This is a genomic window from Hymenobacter sp. 5516J-16, assembly GCF_022919335.1.
Taxonomy (GTDB): Bacteria; Bacteroidota; Bacteroidia; order Cytophagales; family Hymenobacteraceae; genus Hymenobacter; species Hymenobacter sublimis.
On record NZ_CP095058.1, the window covers coordinates 4,396,895 to 4,422,536 of the forward strand.

Below are 25,642 nucleotides of genomic sequence, written 5' to 3' on the forward strand. Positions count from 1 at the left end.
ACTAATAAGGCCAGCTCGTACGCCACTTTTTAATTCATGATTTTTAATTTTTAATTTAACAAGATGCCCGAAGCAGTACCCCCCGGATTCGAGTCGTTGGCTACCAGCCGCGCCTATTTCACGCAGGAATCCATGCTGGCCGTGGAAACGCGGAAACGGAAGCTGTTTATCGGGCTGCCGCGGGAAACCTCGCTGCAGGAAAACCGCATCTGCCTAACGCCCGAAGCCGTGAAGCACTTGGTGGAGGCAGGCCACGAAATTCTGCTGGAAAGTGGGGCCGGGGAGCCCAGCAAACACTCCGACCACGACTACTCCGAGGCGGGCGCTACCATTGCCTACTCGCAAAAGGAGGTGTTCGAGGCCGATATCATCCTGAAAGTAGCCCCGCCTACCTACGACGAGATTGAGTACATGCGGGCCGGGCAAACCCTGATTTCGGCCCTGCAGTTTGGCACCCTGACGGGCGAATACATCACGGCCCTAACCAAGAAAAAGATTAATGCCATCAGCTTTGAGCTGATTAAGGACCCTTCCGGGGCCCGGCCGGTGGTGCGGGCCATGTCGGAAATTGCGGGTTCCACCGTTATGCTCATTGCGGCCGAGTACCTGGCCCGCTCCAACGAGGGTAAAGGCGTGATTCTGGGCGGTATTACGGGCGTGCCACCGTCCCAGGTCGTGATTTTGGGAGCGGGTACAGTGGCCGAGTACGCCGCCCGCGCTGCTACCGGGCTGGGGGCCGAGGTGAAAGTGTTCGACAACCACCTCTACAAGCTGCGCCGGCTCAAAATGAACCTGTGCACCCCGCAGCTCTACACGAGCACCCTCGACACCTACGCCCTCAACCAGCAAATCCGCCGCGCCGACGTAGTGATTGGGGCCCTGAACGCCGAAGAAGGCCGCCTACCCTTCATGGTGTCCGAAGACGTGGTGTCGCAGATGGCGCCGGGCTCCGTGATTATCGACGTGAGCATTGACCAGGGCGGTTGCTTTGAAACCAGCGAGATGACGAGCCATAGCAAGCCCGTCTTCCGCAAGTACGACGTGATTCATTACTGCGTACCCAACATTGCCTCCCGGGTGCCGCGCACCGCTACCAACGCCCTAAGCAACATTTTTACGCCTATTCTGCAGGAAATCAGCCAGCACGGGGCATCAATGAGGTGTTGTTTACCAACGAGCACTTCCGCTCCGGGGTGTATGTCTATAAAGGTTCGCTCACTAACGCCAGCATTGCCCGCAAGTTCAACATGCGCTACAAAGAGCTAGCCCTGATGATTGCCGTGCGTAACTAAGTCACGGATTTAGACGGATTATTCAGATTCCACGGATTTTGTAGTGCAATACGGCCTGTACATTAGTACAGGCCTTTTTTATGGCCACCCCGTTACTTAGCAAATAGACAGCCAGCTGGGAAAATGGGCTCGTGGAGTAGGCGCAAGCGTGCCATCAGGTATCCCTGCTACGCTACGGTTTGCCCTGGCTAACCTGTGCAGGACGCACGGACGAGGGTACGCCCAGCTGCCGCCCAACCGGAATGCCGATGGCCGCTAACAGAAATATACCGGGCAGTAGTGGCACAATAAATCGGTTGTCCCAATCGGGTAGGGTAGCCGCGGCAATAGTAGCTTGTAAGCCGATTACTATCAGGAAAAACAGCCGCTGCGGTTGGGAGAGAATAGTTTTTTTTATCCCTAGCCAGGCAAGTAAATAAGCTGGGTAAATAAATAAAATGATAGAAATATTATGAATTGCGGAATAATACGGTTTAATCTGTGCAAAGAATACGATGAATTTTAAGACAAATAATTTAGTAAAGTAAAAAGGATTGTGGCCAATAAATAATAGTAATTGCTGCCACAGTGGTGCGGTAGCGGCCGGAATATACAACGGGGCGCTAGAGGTAACAGCCCCGAACGGGTGGCCGCCAAATAAAGAGCCGCCCTGGTAGATAGATATGAGCGAGAAGATATTGTGTAGTATTCTATTAAAACTAAATCCGGCAAGTAAAATAAATACCACGGATGCACCCACCGCAACCCGGCGGAAGATAGATTGGCTGTAGTGCTTGAGCAGGAAAAGCAGGTAGAAAAAGGTAGCTACCCCAATGACGATACCATTAGGCCGCAAGAAAAGCAGCCACCCAAGCAAAGGTGCCGCCAGTAGTAATTGCCTGACCTTTTGGGCCTTGAGCAGAACGTACGTATAAATCGTGAGGATGCTGCAGAACAGGGCATCGGTGTGAATATAGAAGTTCCAGGCCTGCAAATCGGGCCAGGCAACGTAGGCCAGAGTAGCTGTAAACGCCGCCTGCCAGCGGCCGGTAAGGCGCTGGGCTAGGGCGTACAGGCAACAAGCGGCTACGCCAGAAAGCAGGCTTTGAAATACAACAACGGCTTCGAAGGGTAGCTGAAGTTTTAAAAATAAAGCCAGTAATGCCGTATACCCAATGTATAAGATGTTCCGGTCCCAAACCAAGTGATGCTGCACGGCCATTTCTGTGGCGTGCTGAATATAGCGGTGGCTATCAAAAACAATTTTTACCCCGTAGCGGCTAAATAAAATAAGTTGAACGAAAAGCCAGGTGAAACTTAAAAAATAGACGTGGTACGGGCGAAATGCATTTCGTAACATATAACGTAACCTACTGGTGGTGCTGTGCGGGCTGGTTGTGCGCGGCTAAGCAAAAGAGAAGTCAGCACCTAGAATGAGTGGCAAAGTGCAAGAGGCAACTACTCGCCTGCGGGCGGCGCGGCCAGCAGTAATACCTGCCAGGCTTCCAGCAGTCGGCCTTCCTCTAGTAACTGCTTACCTAGCAGCATCAGCTCCCGGCGCTGTCGGGCCGGTTCACCACGAAACTTGTTCAGGGTGTATGCTACCAGTGGCTCCTGCTGGTAGGCTCGCACCTGCTCGGGAGTAGGTGGGGCGTGTTGCTCGATGTTGGCCAGCCGGCCCAGGTTATTGCCCGTCAGCACCTCGGAGGTGCGGATATGCTCTGGCAACTGGTCAATGCCGATGCCCAGGTTGCGGTTGGGTTTGGGCACCTCAAAGAGGCTGCTGCCCGAGGCCCGGCAGTACCAGTCGCCGCCCAGGCGGGCAATGGCGTCCAGCTTCTCGGGGTCGATGCCAATGCCGGAAGGTAGAATAATGTCCTCCCGAAAGTGGGCCAGCACCACCCGGCAGATGACCAGGTTGCCCGCGCCGTTGTTGGTGCCCAACTCCACCACTTGCTCCACCACGCACTCGAAGGCGGCAGGGGCCTCCAGCACCCGCGGTGGGCGCACTTGCTGGCTGGCTACCTCGGTAAAACCGGCCTTCACGAATTCATTAACCCCTTTCTCGTATTCGGTGCTGGCCAAGGACATTTGCTCCACCATGGCGTAGTCGCAGATGTGAATGACGCACTCGGCTACCTCTCGCACGTTTTCCAACGTGTGCTTCTGGGAGTTGTCGCGCACCCGGTTGGCCGGCGAGAAAACCAGAATGGGCGGGTTTGAGCCAAAGCAATTGAAAAAGCTAAAGGGACTGAGGTTAACGTTGCCGGCGGCATCCTGGGTGCTGACGAAGGCTACGGGGCGGGGCGCCACCGCTCCCACCATGAACGGATGCCAGTCGCTGGGTTTTAAATCAGTCGGAACGATGCTGCGAAATGGGGTAGGGGTGGGCATGAGCGGGGTAAATGAAAGGAAACAACGTAGCGGTGAACGGTCGTTTGGGCAACCAAAAGTAGGGCCTGCGCATCTAGCACCCACACCTTAGCTGATTTACTATGCGGCAGCGGCTTCTACTTATCTTAGTGTTCCTGGCGGCGGGCGCCTTGCGCGCGCACGGGCAAACCCCTGCCGATACTGCTCATTTGCGCCGGCACCTAGTGGCCCTGACTACCACGCCCGCGCCGCGCAACTACCTTCACGAAGCCAGCCTTAACCAAGCCGCCGACTACATCCGGCGGGAACTGGCCGCGGCCGGTGCCCGCACCAGTGAACAGCAATACGAGGTGCAAGGCCGCCGCTACCGCAACATTGTGGGGTACTTCGGGCCTGCTCAGGGCCCGCGCGTGGTGGTAGGGGCTCACTACGATGTCTGCGGGGAGCAGCCAGGCGCCGATGATAACGGCACCGGGGTAGCTGCCCTGTTGGAACTGGCTCGCCTGCTTGGGCAACAGCCCCGGTTGCCGTATCCCATTGAGCTGGTTGCCTACACGCTAGAGGAGCCGCCTTTCTTTCGTACCAAACAAATGGGTAGCTACGTGCACGCTCAGGCCCTGCGCGAGGCCGGCGTGCCGGTGCGTGGCATGGTGGCCCTGGAAATGCTGGGCTACTACAACGACCAGCCCGGCAGCCAAGAGTACCCGGTAGGCGCCTTGAAGTGGCTATACGGCCGGCGCGGTAACTACGTAACGGTAGCCCAAAAATTTGGGAATGGCCGGTTCGGCCGTCAGTTTGCGCGTCGTTACAAAGCGGCGGCCACGCTGCCCGTGAAACGCTTTAAAGCTCCGGCCTGGCTGCCCGGTATCGATTTTTCGGACCACCTGAATTACTGGCATTTTGGCTATTCGGCCGTATTGCTCACCGATACGGCTTTCTACCGCAACAAGAGCTACCACGAGCCCACTGATACGCTGGCCCGCCTAGACATGCGTCGGCTGGGGCTGGCCGTAGATGCCGTGCTGGCGACGCTGTTGCGCCCGTAAATAGCCCATTACCCGAACCCCGCCGGACTGGGGGCGTACGCTGTCCTACGTGCCTGACAGTTTAGGGCAGTTCTAATGATAAAAATCTTCTTTCTGCTATTTGGTTGCTGTGCGCTGGCGGCTACTGGCTACGGCCAGAGTCCCCGCCTCACGGACCGAAATACGCTGGGGTGGCTGGTGTATTCCGGTGACCATCAGCTGACCGAGAAGTGGGCCGTGCACACCGAATATCAGTGGCGGCGGGTGAATTGGTTGCGGGCCCCGCAGCAGCAATTGGCCCGCCTGGGGCTGGTACGCACGCTCCCCAACCACGCAACGATAAGCGGGGGTACACCTACTTCCAGACCCACCGCTACGGTGACTACCCCACCGTGCCTGCGCGGCCCGAACCTGAGCACCGCTTGTACCAGGACGTTTCGCTGGAAAACCCAGTGGGCCGGCTCTCGCTCACGCACCGTTTGCGGCTGGAGCAGCGCTGGCTGGGTTCCCGTAGTGCCGAAGGGCAAGGCCCGGTGCAGGACTGGGCATTTCAGAACCGGATTCGCTACCAGCTTTCTGGGCAATATCCGCTGCAAGGACCAAAGGTGGAAGACGGGGAGTGGTACCTCAACGCTTTCGATGAGCTGTTCATCGGCTTCGGGCGCAACGTGGCAGGCAATGTGTTCAACCAGAATCGGCTATCCGGTGGGCTAGGTCATCAATTCAATGACAAAGCCAAGGTGGAGCTGAACTACCTCTATCAGATCAGCCAGCACGCCTCCCCGGACCCCGTCTCGGGCCGGCCGGTTTTCGAAAATAACCACGGGTTTCGGCTGAATGTGCTCTATGACCTGGATTTTACGGGTAAGTAGTTAGAGCCACTGTTCTACCCACGTCCTCGCTCGAATCGTTGATTAGTAGCACAACGTCAGGATGTGATATGCATCGCCTCCAGTCCTGCATGACAGTCTTGTGTTTGTCATACCCCTGACTCATACTACATACTAACTGTGCTGAATAGAATAATAGTTGCTAAAATACTATATGTTTACTAAATAGCTATAGGTATTGTATAGTAACTCCTTACTCACCCCCGTATGTCTCAGCTGCATTGCCCCAAGTGTGAATCGACGGATGCTACCAAAAGCGGGATTGTAGGCGGCCGGCAGCGGTACAAGTGCAAGAACTGCGGCTACCACTTCTCCGTGGCCAAGGCCGGCAAGGAAATAAACTCCTACTACGTCATTAAAGCTCTGCAGCTATACGTGGAGGGAGTGAGCTACCGCGAAATTGAGCGGCTGCTGGGCGTAAGTCACGTGTCGGTGATGAACTGGGTAAAGAAATACGGCATGAAAGCCCCCCGCCAAACCGACTATCATCCTACCTACAAAATCATGAATCAGAAGGAGCTAGCAGAGTTTTTTCAGAAGCCCGAAAACCTGAAAGAGGCCGGACTTATCGTGACGGAGCTGGGGATAAGTACATGATGATTCGCTGGGAGCGGTTTCGGCAGGGGTAGGCTATAGCGCTTAGCAGAAGTATAACTACTGCGTGACTTCTGCGTTGGGATTTTCCTACTTGGGGCTACTAGTCCGGCACCGCTTGGTGGCTGGCTACCTGCCCCGACCCATCCCAACCCTCAACCCCACCAAACCCTATGCGAACTACTCGCTACGCGTTGGCTATGAGCGCGCTGCTGGCATCAGCCGCCGGTGCTACGGCCCAGGTAACGCCTACTCAGCCGCCTGCTACGCCGGCTCCACCACCTGCGGCTCCCACGCCCGTCGTGGCCGTGCCCACTGCTACTCCCGCCGAAACCGTGCCCTACGGCTCTGGTATGAAAGTAAATCTTTCCCCGGACGGCACCAAGTACCTGCGGTTTATCACCTGGCACCAAGTCTGGACGCGCTACACCGAAAACAACGCCGGCACCCTACGTGCTCCAGGCAAGCCCCAGTCTGACCAGCTGGATTTTTCCTTGCGTCGTTCCCGCCTGATTGTGCTTTCGCAGTTGAACCCGCGCTTTTTGGTGTACACGCACATCGGTGTCAATAACCAAACGGCTGTGAGTGGGGGTGTTACGCCTGCCGTAGACGGCAAAAAGCCTCAGCTTTTTGTGCACGAGGCAGTAGTAGAGTATAAGGTCAATAAGTATCTGAACCTGGGGCGGGCATGCACTACCAGAACGGCCTTTCGCGCATGACGCGCTCCAGCACCATCAATTACCTTACCCTGGATGCGCCGCTCACCAACTGGCCTACCATTGAGGCTATCGACCAGTTTGTGCGCGGTATTGGCGTGTACGGCAAGGGCCGCATTGGCAAGCTCGACTACGTTTTGTCAGTGAATGAGGCGTTCCTGACCAATCAGACGGGGGCGTTCAGCACCCCGTTGGGCCTAGGTACGACCACCGGCACCGGCGCAAATCGGCTGAACACCGGCAGCAATACGGCCCAGTACAATCCGCAGGGTACCAACCACGTGTACCAGGGCTACTTTAGCTACGAATTTCTGGAGCAGGAAGCCAACCTGTTACCCTTCAATGTGGGCACTTACCTGGGGCCAAGCGCGTGTTCAACATCGGGGCGGGCTTCTTTTATAACAAAGACGGCATGTACTCGCGCCCGGCCGGCAGTGTGCTGAACGCAGCGGCCATCGACGCGGCCACCACCGCCGGCGTTGGCTCCCTAAACACCATTGGTACGCGCAAGCACGACATTGCCCTGTTTGCGGCTGATGTGTTCTTTGATACGCCCATTAATAAGGATGCCGGCACGGCCTTCACGCTTTACGGAGTGTATTACAACTACAACATGGGCCCGAACCACACCCGCTTCATTGGGGCCGCCAACCCCGGCTGGGGCGCTGACGCCCGTCGTGGTAACGCCGTGCCTCACTCGGGTACCGGCAATGTAGGCTACCTGCAGGCGGGCTACCTGCTGCCTAAAAATCTGCTGGGTCCTAAGCTGCGCGTGCAGCCCTATGCTTCCCACCTGCTGGCCGGCTACGAAGGCTTGCGCACCAGCAGCGGCGAGCAGAAAAACGTGAACATTTTTGATGCGGGCGCTAACTTCTACATTGATGGGCACAACGCCAAGTTTACGCTCAACTACCGCGCTCGTCCCGACTTTACAAACGTGAACAACGTGGACTACAAGCCGGAAATCACTTTGCAAACCCAGGTAGCGCTGTAAGGCAGGGGCGAACTGGTAAATCAGTGAGGCGGCTGTAGCAGCTGCGCCCCTTCGTCCTGCACTTTATAACTAAGGCCCGACGACGAGTTGCTGGGCAGCCTCTGCTACCAGACGTGCAACTCCCATTCTATTCTTTTCACCACCACAACTCCCACCAATCATGGCCCAGAACTTACCGCAGCGCGACGCCTACGCCGGTGCCGCGCCCGTGGGCGGCACGCCCTCCGCCGACGATTCGCTGACCCACGACAACAACGCCGTTTCGACCAGTAAAATCTGGCAGGTGATTACCGCCTCCTCGGTGGGCACCGTCATTGAGTGGTACGATTTCTACATCTTCGGTTCGCTGGCCGCCATTATCGGGCCGGTGCTGTTTGGCTCCACGGGTAAGATTGAGGACACCATTTTGGGCACCTTGGCCGTGTTTGGGGCGGGCTTTGTGGTGCGGCCGTTTGGGGCCTTGTTCTTCGGCCGCATCGGCGACATGATTGGGCGCAAGTACACCTTCCTGCTCACCCTGCTGATTATGGGCGGCGCTACCTTCGTGACGGGCCTGATTCCGAGCTACGACAAAATTGGCATTGCCGCCCCGGTTATTGTTACCATCCTGCGCTTGCTTCAGGGCCTAGCCCTGGGCGGCGAGTACGGCGGCGCTACCACCTACGTGGCCGAGCACTCCCCCGACAACCGGCGCGGGTACTACACCAGCTTCATCCAGATTACGGCCACAGCCGGCCTGCTGCTGAGCATTCTAGTCATTATTGCCACGCGCAAAACCATGGGCGAAGAGGCCTTCAAGGACTGGGGCTGGCGCATTCCGTTCTTGCTCTCGGGCCTGCTGGTCATTGCCTCCTACTACATTCGCCGCAAGCTCCACGAGTCGCCGCTGTTTGCCAAGGCCAAGTCGGAGGGCAAAACCAGCACGAACCCCCTGCGCGAGTCGTTCGTGAACCCCGTAAACCGCCGCTTGGTGTTGATTTCGCTGTTCGGCGCTACCATGGGACAGGGCGTGGTGTGGTACACTGGCCAGTTTTACGCCTACTCCTTCATGCAGAACACCCTGAAGCTCGACTTGGTAGACGCTAGCCTGGTGCTGTGCAGCGCCCTGATTCTGGCCACACCCTTCTTCGTGTACTTCGGCTCCCTGTCGGACCGCATCGGCCGCAAGAAAATCATCATGATGGGTTTGCTCTGCGGGGCGCTGTTTACCTTCCCCATCTTCTACGGCCTCAAGCAGTTCGCTGGCCCGCTAACCGAAGTAACCGCCGCTACCGTGGATGCCACGGGCAAGGCCGTACCGGCCGTGATGAAAGCCCTCACGCCCAACCTGCTGGCCATGACGGCCCTCACGTTCTGCCTCGTGCTGTTCGTGACCATGGCCTACGGACCCATTGCTGCCTACCTCGTGGAGCTATTCCCGACGAAGGTGCGCTACACCTCTCTTTCGCTGCCCTACCACATCGGCAACGGCGTATTCGGCGGCTTCGTGCCCCTAATTGCCACGGCCCTTACCCTGCGCGCCGCCGCCTCCGATACGCCCTTCATTAAGGAACACAGCACCCTGGCCGGCCTCGTCTATCCGGTGAGCATTGCCCTGATTTGCTGGTTTATTGGGCAGGCCCTGATGAAGGACGTGCGCAACGTGAAGCTGATGGAAGATAACCCCGTCTAGTGCGCGCCTTGACAGGTGAAGCTTTACCCTGAGGCCCATGCGTTGCCCAGGCAAGTAAAAGTCCGTCGGGCCGTTGGTTCGGCGGATTTTGCGCGACAGGCGCCTGTGTTTTCGTTGGTTTCGTAGGTTGCTGATGTTCACTTCGTCGGCTTTACCACCGCTTCGCTATGCCTCCCATTCCACCCCAGGAGCGACCAGAACAGCGCCGCGGCCAGCAGCTGCTCTTCGTGACCGTGCTGTTTGCCGTGCTCCTCAACTTTCCCTTCCTGGCCGTCTTCGACCATGATGGCCGGGTAGGCGGTATCCCGGTACTTTACCTCTACGTGCTGCTGGTATGGGTGCTGCTGGTGCTGCTCACCGGTTGGCTGGTGAGGCGGTGAAATAGTGAGGTGGTGAGTTGACGTGCTGACGGCGCAGGTAGTTTACGTCCTTCGCACAGCTCCCAACAGTCCGTCCCTACCTTCTCTGCTAGTAACTACCGCCGTATTATACCGCCAGCACGTCAACTCACTATTTCACCATTTCACCATTTCACCGCCTCACCACTCCGTGAATACCCTGCTCGTTATCGGCTTTTCCTTTGGCTACCTCGCCCTGCTGTTTGGGGTGGCGTATGCGGCGGAGCGGCGTTCGGCGGCGCGGCGGAGCCTGGTGAGCAACCCCTACGTGTACGCCCTGAGCATGGCCGTGTATTGCACGGCCTGGACGTATTACGGTTCCGTGGGGCGGGCGGCGCACTTCGGGCTGGAGTTCATCGGGATTTACCTGGGTCCTACGCTAATGGCGCCGGCGGCTTGGCTGGTCTTGCGCAAAATCATCCGCATCTGCCGGCAGCAGCGCCTCACCTCCATTGCCGATTTCATTTCGGCTCGCTACGGCAAAAGTGCTTGGCTCGGGCGCTAGTAACTACCGTGTGCGTGCTGGGGGTAGTGCCCTATATTTCCTTACAAATCAAGGCCATTGCTGCTTCTTTCGACATCCTGACCGGGGGCGGCGAAACCTCCCTGCTGGCCGGCGGGGGGTAGGGCTGTCGTCAGCTTTCGTGACAACGGTAGCCCTGGCTTTCTTCACCATCATCTTCGGAGTGCGCTCCATTGAGGCCACGGAGCGCCACGAAGGCATGGTGCTGGCCGTGGCCCTGGAAAGCCTAGTGAAGCTCGTGGCCTTCCTGGCGGCGGGCCTGTTCGTGACGTATAGCCTGTTCAACGGCTTTGCCGACGTATTCGGGCGGGCCGCGGTGGTGCCAGAGCTAAGCCGGCTGTTTACGTTGGAGGGTGCCGGTACGGCCCCAGGTCAGTGGCTAACCTTGCTGCTACTGAGCATGGCTGCCATTCTGCTGCTACCCCGCCAGTTTCAGGTAGCCGTGGTGGAAAACGTAAACGAGGACCACTTGCGCAAAGCCATGTGGCTGTTTCCGCTCTACCTCATCATCATCAACCTGTTCGTGCTGCCCCTGGCGTTCGGGGGCGTCTGCTTGATAATGGGGGCCACTTCGACGCCGATACGTTTGTGCTGGCTCTGCCCTGCAGGCCGGGCAGCCCTGGCTGGCCCTGCTGATTTACCTGGGCGGGCTGTCGGCGGCTTCCTCCATGATTATCGTGGAAACCATTGCCCTGAGCGTGATGATGAGCAACCACCTGCTCATGCCCCTGCTGGTTCGCATTCCGGCGGCCCGGGCCGAGGGGCCGCGCTGGTTTGCCTACCTGGGCCAGGTGGCCCTGCACAGCCGCCGCCTGGCCGTGGTGCTGGTGCTGCTGCTGGCGTATGGTTACTACGTGGAGGTAGGCCACTTGCTGCCCCTGGTGAACATTGGGCTGGTTTCCTTCGCGGCCGTGGCGCAGTTTGTGCCAGTGGTGCTGGGCGGCCTGTACTGGAAAGGTGGCACCCGCGCCGGCGCTACGGCCGGCATTCTGGCGGGCTTTGTGGTGTGGTTTTTTACTCTGGTGCTACCTACCATGGTTGGCCCCAACTTACTGCCCGATACCCTGCTAACCGACGGCTTGTTTGGCCTACGGGGGCTGCGGCCCTTCGCCTTATTTGGGCTCGAAGGCCTTGATTATCTGTCGCACGGGTTGTTCTGGAGTTGGTTTTTCAACCTGGGCCTGTACGTGGGCGTTTCGTTGCTACGCCAGCCCTCGGCCCTGGAAGAGCACCAGGCTGCCGTGTTCGTGGATGTGTTTCGCTACGGGGCCGTGTTTGAAGGGCCGGCCGGCTGGCAGGGCGCCGCGCCCCTGCCCGATGTGCGGGCCCTACTCACAGGCTTTCTGGGCAAAAAGCGCGCAAACCAGGCCCTACACGCCTTTCAAGAGCGTTTTCCGGATGCCCACGTAACCGAGGGCGTGACCCCACCCCAGGCCGACCCGCGCCTACTCGCCTACGCCGAGAAGCTGCTGGCCGGTTCCATCGGCCCGGCCTCGGCGCGGCTGCTGCTGCGCTCCTCGGTGGGGGTAGAGGACATCAGTTTTGATAACGTCGTCGGGATTTTGCGGGAAAGCCAGCAGCTGCTGGAAGCCAACCGCCAGCTGCAGAAGCAGCAGCGCCAACTCCAACGCCTGACCGCCCAGCTGCAGGCCGCCTACGACCAGCTGCAGGAATTGGATCAGCACAAAGACGAATTTCTGTACACCGTCACCCACGAGCTGCGCACGCCCCTGACCAGCATCCGGGCCCTGTCCGAAATTCTAACCGACAACCCCGAGCTGGACGAGGAGGAGCGATACCGCTTTCTGCTCACCATCACCCGGGAGTCGGAGCGGCTGAGCCGGCTGATTACGCTGGTGCTGGATTTGGAAAAGTACGAGTCGGGCAAGGCCACCCTGGAACGCGGAGCCGTGGACGTGGCCGACATCATTACCGATGCCCTGGAGGCGGTTGGCCAGCTGCTGCGCGACAAGCACCTGCACCTGGACCTGGCCGTGCCGCCCGGCCTGCCGCCCTTGCTCGGCGACCGGGACCGGCTGATGCAGGTGCTGGTAAACCTGCTCAGCAACGCCATCAAATCGTGCCGCCCCGATGGTTCCGGCCGCATTGCGGTGGTAGTAGAAGCCGCTACCCAGGCCCTGCGCATCACGGTGCAGGACAACGGCAAGGGCATCGACCCGGAATTTCACCAGCTCATTTTCGACAAGTTTTTCCAGGCTCGCAACCAAACCATGCGCAAGCCGGAAGGCTCGGGCCTGGGCCTGGCCATTACCAAAAAGATAGTAGAGCTGCACGCCGGCCGCATTTGGGTGGAAAGCGCCCCGGAGCAAGGCGCCCGGTTCTCGGTTGAGCTACCCGTAACTGCTGCCTCGGAATGACCAAGTGCCTTGTGCCCGCTCTATGTAACTGCTCGCCTACCTCTCCTTACACAACTTAGCTTGCCTTCCTCATGCCGACTCCCCACATTCTGATTGTCGATGATGAGCCCAACATTGTGATGTCGCTCGAATTTCTGATGCGCAAAAGCGGCTATCAGGTGAGCATTGCCCGCAACGGCACCGAAGCCCTGGAAGCCGTGGATAGCACCGCCCACGACGTGGTGCTGCTGGACGTGATGATGCCCGACGTGGACGGTTACCAGGTGTGCCGCCACCTGCGCCAGCGCCCCGACCGGGCCGGTACGCGCGTCATCTTTCTGTCAGCCAAAAGCAAGGAGGCCGACATCCAGAAAGGCTACGAGGTAGGGGCCGACCTCTACATTCCCAAGCCCTTCAGCACCCGCCAACTCATGGAAAAAGTAAAAGAACTGCTTAGCGCGCCCGTGTAGCCGCCGGCCGCGGCGCACGGCCTCCGGCAGCTGCCCGCTACCTGCACTCAGCTCCGGCTTCCCTTTCGAAATCTACCACTTCCTAATTCCCGATTCTCATGCCTCATTCGTCCGCCAAGCACGCCCGCATCCGCACCCTGGAGGAATACCACGCCGCTTATGAGCTCAGCACCAACAACCCCGAGCAGTTCTGGGCCGAGGTGGCCGAGCCCTTCACCTGGCGCCGCAAGTGGGATAAAGTATGTACCGATGATTTGAAAGGCGGCCGCAACGAGTGGTTTCAGGGCGCCCGGCTCAACATCACGGAGAACTGCCTCGACCGCCACCTGGCTTCCCGGGGCAACAAGCTGGCCATCATCTACGAGCCCAACGACCCCAAAACGCGCCACCTGCGCCTGACCTACCGGGAGCTCTACCACGAAGTCTGCCGGTTTGCCAACGTGCTGCACAACAACGGCGTGGAGAAGGGCGACCGGGTGTGCATCTACATGCCCATGATTCCGCAGCTGGCCATTGCCGTGCTGGCCTGCGCCCGGATTGGCGCGATTCATTCCGTGATTTTTGCCGGCTTCTCGGCCACCGCCATTGCTGACCGCGTGAACGATGCCCAGGCCAGCGTGGTGCTTACCGCCGACGGCCTCAACCGCGGGGCCAAGCAGATTCCGGTGAAGCGCGTGGTGGATGAGGCCCTAGAAACCTGCCCGAGCGTGCGCCGCGTCATCGTGACGGAGCACCTGGGCTGGCCCGTGCACATGCACGAAGGCCGCGACGTGTGGTACCACGAGGAGGCTGAAGGCGTGGCCAAAACCTGCCCCGCCGAGGAAATGGAGGCCGAGGACCCCTTGTTCATTCTTTACACCTCAGGCAGTACTGGCAAGCCCAAAGGGGTAGTGCACAGCACGGCCGGCTACATGGTGTGGGCCGATTATACCTTCCGCAATGTGTTCCAGGTAGAGGAAAACGACGTGTACTGGTGCACTGCCGACATCGGTTGGGTGACGGGCCACAGCTACCTACTCTACGGCCCGCTGCTGGCCGGCAGCACCTCGCTCATGTTCGAGGGCATCCCGACCTACCCCGACGCCGGCCGCTTCTGGGAGGTGATTGATAAGCACTCGGTTAGCATTTTCTACACCGCGCCCACGGCCATCCGCAGCCTCATGGCCGCCCCCCTCGACAATGTGCTGAGCTATTCCCTGGACTCCCTGCGGGTGCTGGGCTCGGTGGGGGAGCCCATCAACGAGGAAGCCTGGTACTGGTACTACCAGCACGTGGGCAAGGAGCGCTGCCCCGTGGTAGATACCTGGTGGCAGACGGAAACCGGCGGCATCATGATTTCGGCCCTGGCCGGTATCACGCCCAGCAAACCTGCCCACGCCGGCCTGCCGCTGCCGGGCGTGCAGCCGGTGCTGCTCACCCAGGAGGGGCAGGAAATTGAGGGTAACGACCAGGAGGGCTATCTGGCCATCAAGCACAGCTGGCCGGGCATCATCCGCACCACCTACGGCGACCATGAGCGGGCCGTGCAAACCTACTTTGGGCCTTACCCCGGCTACTACTTCACCGGCGACGGGGCCCGCCGCGACGAAAACGGGCTATACCGCATCATCGGCCGCGTGGATGACGTGATTAACGTATCGGGTCACCGCTTCGGCACGGCCGAAATCGAAAACGCCATCAACCAGAACGCCAACGTGGTGGAAAGCGCCGTGGTCGGCTTCCCGCACGATGTGAAGGGCCAGGGCATTTACGCCTACGTCATCTGCCGGACCGGAGCCTGTGAAAACGAGGCCGACAAGCCGCGCATCGAAGCCAGCATCATTGAAACCATCGTGGCGGAAATTGGCAAAATTGCCAAGCCCGATAAAATTCAGATTGTGTCGGGCCTACCCAAAACTCGCTCCGGCAAAATCATGCGCCGCATCCTGCGCAAAGTAGCCGAGGGGGAAACCGGAAGCCTGGGCGATACCACCACCTTACTCGACCCCGCTGTAGTAGACGAAATCATCAGCGGCCGGAAGTAGGTAGGAAGCTGTTCTTAATAAAAAACAAAAACGCCGGCCAAGAGTAGGTCGGCGTTTTTCGTGCTCCTGTAAAGCTGTCATTCCGAGCCCAGCGAGGAATCTGAGTTAGCGTCTAGAGTGCAACCCAGATTCCTCGCTGGGCTCGGAATGACAGTTTATGTGTTGTTTTGAGCTATTGCCGAAGTAACCAGGACGAACTCAGTTTATACCTGGGTAGCCGGCAGTACGGTGCCCGTTACGGCTCCGAACCCAATGCGCAGCCCGTCCCGCTCGCAGTAGCCACGCATCGTCACCGTGTCGCCATCCAGCAGAAACTTGCGCTCCGAGCCATCGGCCAGGGGCACGGGGCGGGTGCCGCGCCAGGCCAGCTCGAGCATAGAACCGAGCGAGTCGGGCGTGGGGCCCGAAATGGTACCCGAGGCGTACAGGTCGCCGACTTGCATGTTGCAGCCGTTGGAGGCGTGGTGGGCCAGCTGCTGGGCCATGCTCCAGTACATGAGGCCGAAGTTGGAGCGTGACACGGTGGTTTCCGGGCCGGCTTCGGGCTGAATGGCTACCTCTAGGTTGATGTCAAAGTTGTGCTTGTCGAGCTGGCGCAGGTAGAGCAAGGGCTCCGGCTCCTGCACCGGCCCGGCCACCCGGAAGGGCTCCAGCGCGTCCAGCGTCACGACCCACGGCGACACGCTGCTGCCGAAGCTCTTGCCCAGAAACGGCCCCAGCGGCACGTACTCCCAGCTCTGAATGTCACGGGCGCTCCAGTCGTTGAACAGCACCAGCCCGAAGATGTAGTCCTCGGCGTTCTGCACCGGTACCGTGTCGCCAAGCTGGGTGCTGCGTCCCACTACAAAGGCCATTTCCAGCTCAAAATCCAGTTGCTGCGAGGGGCCGAAGGTAGGCGCCGGGCATCGGGGGCTTTGCGCTGCCCGTTGGGCCGCCGAATGTTGGTGCCGCTGACCACAATGGAGCTGGCCCGGCCGTGGTAGCCAATGGGGATGTGGCGCCAGTTGGGCAGCAGGGCGTTGGCCGGGTCGCGGAACATCATGCCCACGTTGGTGGCGTGCTCAATGCTGCTGTAGAAATCGGTGTAGTTGTGGGGCTTCACGGGGCGCAGCATCCGCACCTCGCTCTGGCGCAGCAGGCACTCCCGCATGATTTCATCGGAGCGGAGCGCGTCGTTGTCGTGGCGCAGCAGCTCCGAAACACGCTGGCGCACCGCCCGCCACACCGGCCGGCCCAGAGCAATAAACTGGTTCAGGCTGCGCCGCCGGAAAATCTTCGGCATCCGGGGCCCCAGCTCCAAATCCTGAAAAAAGCCGAACTGCGACACCGCGTACAAATCCAGCACGTACTCGCCAATGGCCACGCCCAGCCGTGGCCCGCGCTCCTCGGTTTCAAACACCCCAAAGGGCAGGTTCTGAATGGGAAAGTCACTGCCGGGGCAATATCAATCCAGGAATGCAGGCTCGGGTCGTTGGGGTTAGCCATAGAGGGTAGGGGTAGTGGAAGGAGGGGCAAAGGTAGCGGGGTAGGAGGAATAAGGCCACCATGCCCAGTCTTACCCAGAAATTTCGCAAAGCTGCTACCTTGGGCCGCTGCCCCAGCTTCTCGTCATATGTACACGAGTGGCAGTTTCGTTTATCCCTCCACCATTAGTCGGATGAATGACACGTTTAGTTTCGTCCATACACAGATTACCAATACCTGTAATATAACGAAGTGCGCAATGAAATTTATTAAACGAGCATTTCTGGCAAGTCTAATTATTGTAGCTAGTGGATTGTTATTTCGTGGGTGGCTATACCGACACTTGGTAGTGTATCAATCGATTGGGCAAAGAGCAAATTATTCAGTGACGAACGGTAAACTTATTGACTACATAGATGGAAATACTGACAAGCAAGTTGATAACAATATTGAACAGATCATTAAATCAGCACTTGCAATAACGTCCCAGCAATTAAACTTTACTGCTGGCAAAAATGACGTCGACCCAAACAAGCTCATGACGTCCAAGTCAGCGCATTGCGTTGGTTATGCTACATTCCATGCGGCAACCTGCAATTACCTTCTGCGCAAGTATAACCTCGCGGACACGTGGACGGCGAAACCCCAGGTAGGACAGCTTTACTTTCTTGGAACCAACATGCACAAGTATTTCAATTCTTCTTTTTTTAAAGACCACGACTTCGTGACAATTGAAAATAAAAGAACAGGAGAAGTGTATGCGGTAGATCCAACAATTGATGATTACCTCAGCGTTGACTTCATAACTTATAAAAAATAGCTAACGCGGATGAAAGGAAAATAGCAAATAACACAACAAAAAAGCCGGCTTCTCTTGCGAGAAGCCGGCTTTTTAATGTATCGAAAATTAGAAACTAAAACTGCGGGGTAGGCACTGGGTTCGGCTGCACGGGGCGGCCGGCCTGGCCGGCGGGCTGCTCGCCCATGGGGGTAGAGTTGATGGCTTCCACGGCCCGGATTTCGGGCACGGCCTTCTTTACCGATTCCTCCACGCCGGCTTTCAGTGTCATCGGCGACATGGGGCAGGTACCGCAGGCGCCTAGGAGCTCCAGTTGCAGCACCATATCTGTGGTAATATCGAGCACGCGCACGTTGCCACCGTCGGCGGCCAGATAGGGCCGGATGGTGTCCAGGGCCTGCTCAATGCGGGGCAGGAGCGGATGATGTTCTACGGCAGCGGAATGAGTCATGAATCACAGATTGAGCTGCTGCTGTAGCGGGCTCTCAGGCAGGTAGCAGCAGCGTACTTCTTCAAAGGTAAGGCTTTTGGCGCGTATGAAAGCAACACCACGCCCAGCGGTAAAGTTGCCGTTGGCACGACTGCCGAGCTTGTAAACCGCTAGCGGCTCGTGGCCCGGCAACTGCGCTACGACTGCATCTGCACCACCTTGGTGCGGGGCGCTACGGCGTTGCGGATGGATACCTGCCGGGCTAACTCCTCGGCTAGCTGCTCGAACACGGCGGCGGCCGGCGAGCCATCCTGCAGAATGGCGGGCGTGCCTTGGTCGCCGTTTTCGCGGATGCTCTGCACCAACGGAATGTGACCCAGCAGCGGTACTTCGTGCTTGGTGGCGAGCTGCTGGCCGCCGCCTTCGCCAAAGATAAAGTACTTGTTTTCGGGTAGTTCGGCGGGGGTAAACCAGGCCATATTCTCCACAATGCCCAGCACCGGCACGTTGATCTGGGGTAGGCGGAACATCTGCAGGCCCTTCTCGGCGTCAGCCAGGGCTACTTTCTGGGGCGTGGTCACGATGAGCGAGCCGGTAACGGGCACGGTCTGCACCATGGTCAGGTGAATGTCGGAGGTGCCGGGGGCATGTCCAGGAGCAGGTAATCCAGCTCGCCCCACTCGACTTCCGTGATGAACTGCTTCAGGGCCGACGAGGCCATCGGGCCGCGCCACACAATAGCCGACTCCGCGGGGGCCAGGAACCCAATGCTCATCAGTTTCACGCCGTGGGCCTCTACCGGCTGAATCAGGTTGCGACCTTGCGCGTTCTGGTACACGTGGGGCCGGGCCGCTTCCACCCCAAACATCAGGGGCATGGAAGGGCCCGAAATATCGGCATCCACGAGGCCCACTTTGGCGCCGGTTTTGGCCAAAGCAATGGCCAGATTGGCCGTAACCGTGCTTTTGCCCACCCCGCCCTTGCCCGAGGCAATGGCAATGATGTTCTTCACGCCGGGCAGCACATCCTGGTTCTGGCGCATGGTGGTCACGCGCGAGGTCATGACAATCACCACCTCGGCCTCCGCGTCTACCATCGTGTGGATGGCCCGCTCGCAGGCGTCGTGAATGAGCTGCTTAAGGGGGCAGGCGGGGGTAGTCAGTACCACCGTGAACGAGACGCGGCGGCCGTCGATGACCACGTCCTCAATCATGTTGAGGGTCACGAGGTCTTTGCCCAGGTCGGGCTCCTCCACGTAGCTTAGGGCCTTAAGAACGGCTTCTGTGGTTATGGTTGCCATTATAAATCAGGGGAAGAAAGTGCGAAAGCAAAGCACAAAGATAACCCGGAAACCGGGGCAGAAGTTGGGAAGTAACGGGGAAGCTTGCGCATCGTGCCCTAGCCCCAGGTAGTAGCCCGCGTTGATGCCGTACGAGTTGCCCTTGAAGAGGGCAGAAGTTAGGAAGCTTCCTCACGACTACCTTTGCAGATGTATGGCGCGCATTCCGAAAGAAACTGTAGATCAAATCATCCACCACGCCGATATTGTGGAGGTAGTTGGCGACTTCGTGTCGCTGAAGCGCAAGGGCCAGAACATGTGGGCCTGCTGCCCCTTTCACCACGAAAAGTCGCCGAGCTTTTCGGTGGCCCCGGCCAAGGGCCTCTACAAATGCTTCGGCTGCGGCAAGGCCGGCGGGGTAGTGCAGTTCATCATGGACATTGAGGGCACCAGCTACGTGGAGGCCCTGAAGTACCTGGCCAAAAAGTACGGCATCGACGTTGAGGAGGAGGAAAAGACGCCCGAGCAGCAGCTGGCTCAAAACGAAAAGGACTCCCAGTTCATCGTTTCGAACTGGGCCAAGGACCATTACCACAAGCTGCTGCTCAATACCGACGAAGGCCAGGGCATAGGAGGGAGCTACCTGCGCCAGCGCGGCCTGAATCAGACTACCATTAAAACCTTTGAGCTGGGCTACTCCCTCGACCAGTGGGACGATTTACTGAAGTCGGCTACGGCGGCGGGATTCGAGCAGAAGTACCTGGAAAAAACCGGCCTCGTAATTAAGCGCGAGGACGACCAGGGCCAGGACACCGGCCGGCGCTACGACCGGTTCCGGGGGCGCGTCATGTTCCCGATTCACAACGTGTCGGGGCGCGTCATCGGGTTTGGGGCGCGCACGCTCAAGCCCAACGACAAGACGGCCAAGTACCTCAACTCGCCGGAGTCGGAAATCTACCACAAGTCCGACGTGCTTTACGGCCTCTACCAGGCCCGGCAGGCCATTCGCACGGAGGAGCTGTGCTACCTGGTGGAAGGCTACCTGGATGTGCTGAGCTTGCACCAGGGTGGTATTAAGAACGTGGTGGCCTCGTCGGGTACCTCGCTGACGGACGGGCAAATCCGCCTCATTAAGCGCTACACCGACAACGTGACGGTGCTGTATGATGGCGACGCGGCCGGCATTCGGGCCTCCCTGCGCGGCATTGACATGCTGCTGGAAGGCGGCCTGAACGTGCGCGTGGTGCTGTTCCCCGACGGCGACGACCCGGATAGCTACATCCGTAAAGTTGGCGACCAGCGTTTCAAGGACCACTTGGAGCAGGCCAGCCAGGACTTTATTCAGTTCAAAACGGACCTGGTCAGCCGCGAGGCTGCCCAGGACCCGGTGAAGAAGGCCGAGGCCATTCGGGAGGTGCTGCAAAGCATTGGCAAAGTGCCCGACCCGATTAAGCGGCAGGTGTTTCTGCAGCAAACCTCCCAGGCCTTCAGCATCGATGAGCAGGTGCTCATCACGGAGTACAACAAGCTGGTGCGCAACGCCTCGGGCAAGGCGGCGGGTGGCACTTCGAGCGGCAGCAGTGGGAGTGGGAGCGGGGCGCCTCAGGGCAGTACGCAGTCCGCGCCGGCTGCACCCCGCCCGGCCCCGCGCCCCATGAGCCCGGAGGAGGAAGCCGAGGCCCTGATGTACGGCGCTTCCCCGAGGACCTAATGGGAGGGGGCGGCGACCTGCAAACCCTCACGAAGGAGGACCTGGAGCCCATTCCCGACGTGCTGGAACAGTGCGAGCGGGAGGTAGTGCGCCTACTGCTGCTGTACTCGCCTCAACCCCTGGCTCCCGACGTGAGCGTAGCCCAGTACCTCTTGCAGCAGCTCGACGATACGCCCTTTAAAACCGGCATCTACGCCGATTTGCTGCACCTGTGCCGGGAGGAGCTAAACCAGGGCCGCTGGCCCGAGGTGCGCACCCTCATCCAGCACGGTCGCTCCGATATGCGGGCCCTGGTGGCCGAGCTGGCTACCGAAAAGTACGAGCTAAGCCCCAACTGGACCACTCACCAGATTTACGTGCCCCGGGAGCTGGACCTACTCCAAACCGCCTGCGACAATGCCATTCTGCGCTTCAACAAAGTGAACGTGGAGCGGGCCCTGGCCGAGCACATGGAAGCCCTGCGCCGCCCCATGGACGAGGCCGCCCTGGATGAGCATTTGACCAACATTCGCCTGCTCAAGCAGATGGATAATCAGTTGGCCAGTATGCTCGGGACCGTCATTCCACGCGCTGCGCTGTAAGCGTTGGGCAAGAAGAAGCATGGGTTAAGAAACTGTTCTCCCGAGTATTCCGCGCATCAAGCGGTAACGGAAGGCCTTGGCCTTTAGTAATAAGGAGCTGTTAACAGGTGGCATGACGGCTTTACGTCATTCATAAACCCTAACTGTTCACTCGACCCAGCTTCCTCGTCGCTGCTTGAAGCACGGAATGTTCGGCATGACAATTAAGCTGGCATAACCGCCCCTATGTTTGGCAGCCCCAACCCGCGGGGCGTACCTTTGAGCATGCCTGAATCTCTACCTCCACCGCTGCGCCCGAATGCCCTGCGCTACGTGCGCGACATTTGGCACCGTTTCAATTTGAGCCGGTTTGTGGGGGCGCTGGTCCTCACGGCTTTCAGTTTTGCCGTGGGGGTAGTCGGCTTTATGTGGATTGAGAAATTCACCTTCGTCGATGCCTTCTACATGACCATGATAACCGTCTCGACGGTGGGCTTCGGGGAATTGCACCCGTTGTCGCCGGCCGGGCGGCTGTTCGTGTCGTTTTATATCTTCTTTAACCTCTTGATGCTGGCCTACCTGTTGTCGGTGCTTACCACCTACATCTTCGACGGGGGCCTGCAGACCATGTTTTCTATGCTGCGCAACGACCAGGCCATCCGCGGCTATGCGGGCCACGTTATCGTCTGTGGTTTTGGCCGCAACGGCCGCAAAGCCTACCACGAACTGCGCGCCAGCGGAGCCGACGTGGTAGTAGTGGAGCAGAATGAGGCCCTGTTGAAAGAAGACGCCGATTCCACCGGTCAAGCTATTCCGGCCGTGTTCGGCGACGCTACCCTGGACGAAACCCTGCGCGCCGCCGGCGTCGTGCGGGCCCGGGCCCTCATCACGGCCCTACCCAAGGATGCCGACAACGTATTCGTGGCCCTTACCGCCCGCGAGCTAAGCCCCGATATTACCATCATTGCCCGGGCCAGCCTCAAAAGCTCGGAAACCAAGCTGCTGCGCGCCGGCGCCGACTCAGTAGTAATGCCCGACGAAATTGGGGGCTCCCACATGGCCAACCTGATTACCCGACCCGAGGTAATTCGCTTTCTGGACATGATTTCGGGCCTGGGGCCCAACAAGCTGCGGCTGGAGGAACTACGCTCCGAGGAATTGCGGCCGGAGTGGCGCGGGCGCAGCATCCGGGAGCTGGACATCCGCTCGCGCACCGGCGCCACCGTCATCGGGCTGAAGCACCAGGTAGGCGGCTTTACGGTAAGTCCGGCGGCCGATCTGGTGCCGGACCTCGGCGACGTGCTGCTGTTTCTGGGCACCGACGCCCAGATTACCAGCCTGCTCGACCAGTTTCGGCAGGTAGGGTAGGCCGTTTGCTGGCGGCGTACGGGGTAGCGGCCGGCGGTTCTCTGGCCTACCTTCGTAGCTTTGCCGGCCCTAACTCACTCTTTCCCGTGCATATTCTTCAGCTCTGTCCGCGCGTTCCGTATCCGCCTACTGATGGTGGGGCCATTGCCATGTACGATGTGACGGCGGGGTTGAGTCGGGCGGGGCATCAGGTAACCGTGCTGGCCCTGAACACGCCCAAGCACCACCAGCCCGCCGATGTGCTTGACCACCTGGGGCCTAACGTGCGCCTTGTGCCCGTGGACGTGGATACGCGCCTTTCGCCGGTAAAAGCCCTGCGCAACCTGCTGCTGAGTGAACTGCCCTACAACATCGAGCGGTTCGTGAGTCCGGCCGTGGAGGCCCGCCTCCAGGAGCTGCTCCGCACTGAAGCCATTGACGTGGTGCAGGTGGAAGGTGGCCTGGTGTCGTGGTACGTGGATACGGTGAAACGGCTGGCTCCGGGTGTGCCGACGGTGCTGCGGGCCCATAACGTGGAGTACACCATCTGGCAGATGCTGGCCGAGCGCGAAGCCAACGTGCTCAAACGCCTATACCTGACCCACCTAGCTAAACGACTGCGGCGCTTTGAGCACCGCACCCTGCCGCGCTTCGACGCCGTGGCCGCCATTACTGAGCCCGATCAGCGCCGCTTGCGCCTGCTGGGCTGCCAGGAGCCAGTGGTGTTCGTGCCCGCCGGCGTCGACCTGAACCGGTTTCAGCGCAACCCCGCCGCCACACCCCGGCCGCGGACCCTGTTTATGATCGGTTCCCTGGATTGGCTGCCCAACCAGGAAGGTGTCGACTGGTTTTTGCGGGAAGTGTGGCCCAAGGCCCACGAGCTCTACCCCGAACTAGAATTGCACATTGCCGGCAAGGAAACCCCGGCCCACATTCGCAACCTGAACCTGCCTGGCGTCACCATTCACGGCTTCGTGGAGTCGGCGGCGCAGTTTATGCAGGAGTACGAGGTCATGCTGGTGCCCTTGCTCAGTGGGGGCGGCATGCGCATAAAAATCATTGAGGGCATGGCCCTGGGCAAGTGCATTATCAGCACCGGATTGGGCTCCGAAGGCATTCACGTGCGCGACAACTTCGATATCGTGCTCTGCGACGAGCCCACCGAATGGCTGGAGCGCCTGGGCCGCTACTACCGCGGCGAGCTGGGCCAGCGGACCATCGGGGAGGAAGCCGCCCGCACCATTGCTCGCCTCTACGACAACCGCCGGGTAGTGGAAAGCTTCCTCGACCTCTACACCATCCTGACGCCCCAGCCCCGTGCCGCCGCTCGTTGAAATAGTAGCGGCTGGGGCGCTGTGGGGCAGCCTGCTACTGGTGGCGCATACCTACGTGCTGTTTCCGCTGCTGCTGGCCCGCCTGGCCCGGGGCCGCCGCCAAAACCAGGAGGTGTACCCGCCCAGCAGCCCCGAGTTGCCCCGCGTGGATGTGCTGCTGGCTGTGTACAACGAAGAGCAAGTAATAGAGGAGAAAATCCGCTCCACGTTTGCTACCACCTACCCGCTCGATAAACTCACCTTCTACATCGGCTCCGACAATTCCCAGGACCAGACCAATGCGCTGATAGCGAAGCTAATAGCTGAGTATCCGGGCCTGCAGTTCCGGCCGTTTCGGCAGCGCACCGGCAAGCCCGGCGTGATGGAGGCCCTGTCGGCCGAAGCTACCGCGCCGGTGCTGGTGCTCACCGATGCCAACGTGTTTTTTACCCCGGACACGCTTTATCACCTGGTCAAGCACTTTCGTAACCCGCACATCGGGCAGGTAGGCGGCCACATCCTCAACCTCGACCACCGCCGCGACGGTATTTCCGGTCAGGAAAAAGCTTATCTGGAGCGCGAAAACCAGATTAAGTACCAGGAAGGGGTAGTATGGGGCGCCATGATTGGGGCCTTTGGCGGGTGCTTTGCCGTGCGCCGAACCTGCTACCACCCGGCCCCAGCCTCCTTCATCGTTGATGATTTCTTCATCTCAATGGCCGTGCTCCAGGAGGGTTACCAGGCTATTAACGAGCTGGCGGCCGTTTGCCACGAAGACGTATCGGATAAACTGCCGGAGGAGTTTCGGCGCAAAGCCCGTATTTCTACCGGCAACTTCCAGAACCTGGTCACGTTTCGCCGCCTGCTCTGGCCGCCTTGGCGCGGCGTGAGTTTCGCTTACTGGTCGCACAAGGTGCTGCGCTGGCTCACGCCGCTGTTGCTGTTGGTTATGTTACTGGCTAACATGGTGTTGGTGGCCCGCGGAGCTGGGTGGTTTTATCAGTTGCTGCTGCTGGGGCAACTCGGCGCCCCGTTGCTACTGCTGCTGGATGGGGCCTTGCACCGCGTGGGCGTACACGCGCGGCTGCTGCGCTTCATTACTCACTTCTACAGCATGAATGCTGCCCTACTGCTCGGGCTTTGGCGCTTCCTGACGGGAGTGAAAACGACTGTCTGGGAGCCTACCCAACGATTTCAGCACAAGCGGTGAGGTAGGCCTTCGGAAGTAGGGCATGAACAAATCAGCTGTCATCCTGAGCGGCACAAAGGACCTCTACAGGTAGGCAAGGCGAACAGTAAATGCTTGTGAGTCACATACAACCATCATGCAGAGCAGAGCGAAGTATCTCGCGGGCTGACGTCTAATTACTACTGCAACCTCCGCCTGTGAGATGCTTCGCTCTGCTCTGCATGACGGTCTGTTGGTTTACTC

22 protein-coding genes and 4 pseudogenes are annotated in these 25,642 nt (G+C 59.3%); 21 read left to right on the top strand and 5 right to left on the bottom strand.

All coding sequences use genetic code 11. From position 1 onward, the window contains the following. The first annotated feature begins 63 nt into the window (after window positions 1-63). Window positions 64-1,292, top strand: a pseudogene (locus MUN84_RS21735) (alanine dehydrogenase). A gap of 172 nt (window positions 1,293-1,464) precedes the next feature. Here the strand turns inward: MUN84_RS21735 and MUN84_RS21740 are convergent. Both MUN84_RS21740 and MUN84_RS21745 read right to left on the bottom strand, forming a co-directional pair. After that, window positions 1,465-2,631 (bottom strand): glycosyltransferase family 39 protein, encoded by a 1,167-nt coding sequence (locus MUN84_RS21740; protein ID WP_244695975.1) that lies wholly within the window; start codon window positions 2,629-2,631, stop codon window positions 1,465-1,467. A gap of 98 nt (window positions 2,632-2,729) precedes the next feature. Continuing rightward, window positions 2,730-3,665 carry a flavin reductase family protein gene (locus MUN84_RS21745; protein WP_244695976.1) on the bottom strand — a complete coding sequence of 312 codons (936 nt, stop codon included), beginning with the start codon at window positions 3,663-3,665 and terminating at the stop codon, window positions 2,730-2,732. A gap of 101 nt (window positions 3,666-3,766) precedes the next feature. On the opposite strand from MUN84_RS21745, the gene MUN84_RS21750 reads away from it, so the two are divergent. The 14 genes and pseudogenes from MUN84_RS21750 (at window position 3,767) to acs (ending at window position 15,307) form a co-directional block, all read left to right on the top strand. Beyond that, complete coding sequence (locus MUN84_RS21750) at window positions 3,767-4,690, top strand: M28 family peptidase (protein ID WP_244695977.1); 924 nt, start codon at window positions 3,767-3,769, stop codon at window positions 4,688-4,690. 75 nt (window positions 4,691-4,765) lie between these two features. After that, window positions 4,766-5,541: pseudogene (locus MUN84_RS21755) on the top strand (DUF2490 domain-containing protein). Window positions 5,542-5,766: 225 nt separating this feature from the next. After that, window positions 5,767-6,156 carry a terminase gpP N-terminus-related DNA-binding protein gene (locus tag MUN84_RS21760; protein ID WP_244695979.1) on the top strand — a complete coding sequence of 130 codons (390 nt, stop codon included), beginning with the start codon at window positions 5,767-5,769 and terminating at the stop codon, window positions 6,154-6,156. 170 nt (window positions 6,157-6,326) lie between these two features. Then, window positions 6,327-6,872, top strand: coding sequence for a hypothetical protein (locus MUN84_RS21765; RefSeq protein ID WP_244695980.1), 546 nt, complete (start codon window positions 6,327-6,329; stop codon window positions 6,870-6,872). After that, window positions 6,842-7,312 (top strand): hypothetical protein, encoded by a 471-nt coding sequence (locus MUN84_RS21770; RefSeq protein WP_244695981.1) that lies wholly within the window; start codon window positions 6,842-6,844, stop codon window positions 7,310-7,312. Before MUN84_RS21765 ends, MUN84_RS21770 begins: the two co-directional genes overlap by 31 nt. Beyond that, the gene (locus MUN84_RS21775) at window positions 7,240-7,863 is read left to right on the top strand and encodes a hypothetical protein (protein WP_244695982.1); all 624 of its coding nucleotides are present in this window, start codon (window positions 7,240-7,242) and stop codon (window positions 7,861-7,863) included. The genes MUN84_RS21770 and MUN84_RS21775 overlap by 73 nt, the downstream gene beginning before the upstream one ends. Before the next feature lie 160 nt (window positions 7,864-8,023). Further along, window positions 8,024-9,535: an MFS transporter gene (locus MUN84_RS21780; RefSeq protein WP_244695983.1), complete on the top strand. Its 1,512-nt coding sequence runs from the start codon at window positions 8,024-8,026 to the stop codon at window positions 9,533-9,535. 167 nt (window positions 9,536-9,702) lie between these two features. Beyond that, complete coding sequence (locus MUN84_RS21785; protein WP_244695984.1) at window positions 9,703-9,915, top strand: hypothetical protein; 213 nt, start codon at window positions 9,703-9,705, stop codon at window positions 9,913-9,915. A 169-nt stretch (window positions 9,916-10,084) separates the two neighbouring features. Continuing rightward, window positions 10,085-10,438, top strand: coding sequence for a hypothetical protein (locus MUN84_RS21790; protein WP_244695985.1), 354 nt, complete (start codon window positions 10,085-10,087; stop codon window positions 10,436-10,438). Further along, complete coding sequence (locus tag MUN84_RS21795; protein WP_244695986.1) at window positions 10,423-10,560, top strand: hypothetical protein; 138 nt, start codon at window positions 10,423-10,425, stop codon at window positions 10,558-10,560. Before MUN84_RS21790 ends, MUN84_RS21795 begins: the two co-directional genes overlap by 16 nt. 379 nt (window positions 10,561-10,939) lie before the next feature. Beyond that, on the top strand, window positions 10,940-11,092 hold the full coding sequence (locus MUN84_RS21800; protein WP_244695987.1) for a hypothetical protein: 153 nt from the start codon (window positions 10,940-10,942) through the stop codon (window positions 11,090-11,092). Window positions 11,093-11,124: 32 nt separating this feature from the next. Further along, window positions 11,125-12,834, top strand: a complete 1,710-nt coding sequence (locus MUN84_RS21805) for a sensor histidine kinase (protein ID WP_244695988.1) — start codon at window positions 11,125-11,127, stop codon at window positions 12,832-12,834. 71 nt (window positions 12,835-12,905) lie between these two features. Then, window positions 12,906-13,283, top strand: coding sequence for a response regulator transcription factor (locus MUN84_RS21810; protein ID WP_244695989.1), 378 nt, complete (start codon window positions 12,906-12,908; stop codon window positions 13,281-13,283). A gap of 98 nt (window positions 13,284-13,381) precedes the next feature. Next, complete coding sequence (gene acs, locus MUN84_RS21815) at window positions 13,382-15,307, top strand: acetate--CoA ligase (protein ID WP_244695990.1); 1,926 nt, start codon at window positions 13,382-13,384, stop codon at window positions 15,305-15,307. A gap of 203 nt (window positions 15,308-15,510) precedes the next feature. On the opposite strand, the pseudogene fahA reads toward acs, so the two are convergent. Then, window positions 15,511-16,792: pseudogene (fahA, locus tag MUN84_RS21820) on the bottom strand (fumarylacetoacetase). Between the two features lie 328 nt (window positions 16,793-17,120). On the opposite strand from fahA, the gene MUN84_RS21825 reads away from it, so the two are divergent. Further along, entirely contained in the window at window positions 17,121-17,591 is a 471-nt protein-coding gene (locus MUN84_RS21825; RefSeq protein ID WP_244695991.1) for a hypothetical protein, read from the top strand. Between the two features lie 94 nt (window positions 17,592-17,685). On the opposite strand, the gene MUN84_RS21830 is transcribed toward MUN84_RS21825, so the two are convergent. After that, entirely contained in the window at window positions 17,686-18,021 is a 336-nt protein-coding gene (locus tag MUN84_RS21830) for a NifU family protein (RefSeq protein WP_244695992.1), read from the bottom strand. Window positions 18,022-18,197: 176 nt separating this feature from the next. Then, a pseudogene (locus MUN84_RS21835) lies at window positions 18,198-19,300 on the bottom strand (Mrp/NBP35 family ATP-binding protein). 193 nt (window positions 19,301-19,493) lie between these two features. Here MUN84_RS21835 and dnaG point away from each other — a divergent pair. The 5 genes from dnaG (at window position 19,494) to MUN84_RS21860 (ending at window position 25,420) form a co-directional block, all read left to right on the top strand. Next, entirely contained in the window at window positions 19,494-20,990 is a 1,497-nt protein-coding gene (gene dnaG / locus MUN84_RS21840) for a DNA primase (RefSeq protein WP_317239046.1), read from the top strand. After that, window positions 20,990-21,571 carry a hypothetical protein gene (locus MUN84_RS21845; RefSeq protein WP_244695993.1) on the top strand — a complete coding sequence of 194 codons (582 nt, stop codon included), beginning with the start codon at window positions 20,990-20,992 and terminating at the stop codon, window positions 21,569-21,571. Before dnaG ends, MUN84_RS21845 begins: the two co-directional genes overlap by 1 nt. A 264-nt stretch (window positions 21,572-21,835) precedes the next feature. Next, window positions 21,836-22,918 (top strand): potassium channel family protein, encoded by a 1,083-nt coding sequence (locus tag MUN84_RS21850; RefSeq protein ID WP_244695994.1) that lies wholly within the window; start codon window positions 21,836-21,838, stop codon window positions 22,916-22,918. Between the two features lie 86 nt (window positions 22,919-23,004). Then, window positions 23,005-24,231: a glycosyltransferase family 4 protein gene (locus MUN84_RS21855; protein WP_244695995.1), complete on the top strand. Its 1,227-nt coding sequence runs from the start codon at window positions 23,005-23,007 to the stop codon at window positions 24,229-24,231. Further along, window positions 24,215-25,420 carry a glycosyltransferase gene (locus MUN84_RS21860; protein ID WP_244695996.1) on the top strand — a complete coding sequence of 402 codons (1,206 nt, stop codon included), beginning with the start codon at window positions 24,215-24,217 and terminating at the stop codon, window positions 25,418-25,420. The genes MUN84_RS21855 and MUN84_RS21860 overlap by 17 nt, the downstream gene beginning before the upstream one ends. Window positions 25,421-25,642 lie beyond the last annotated feature (222 nt).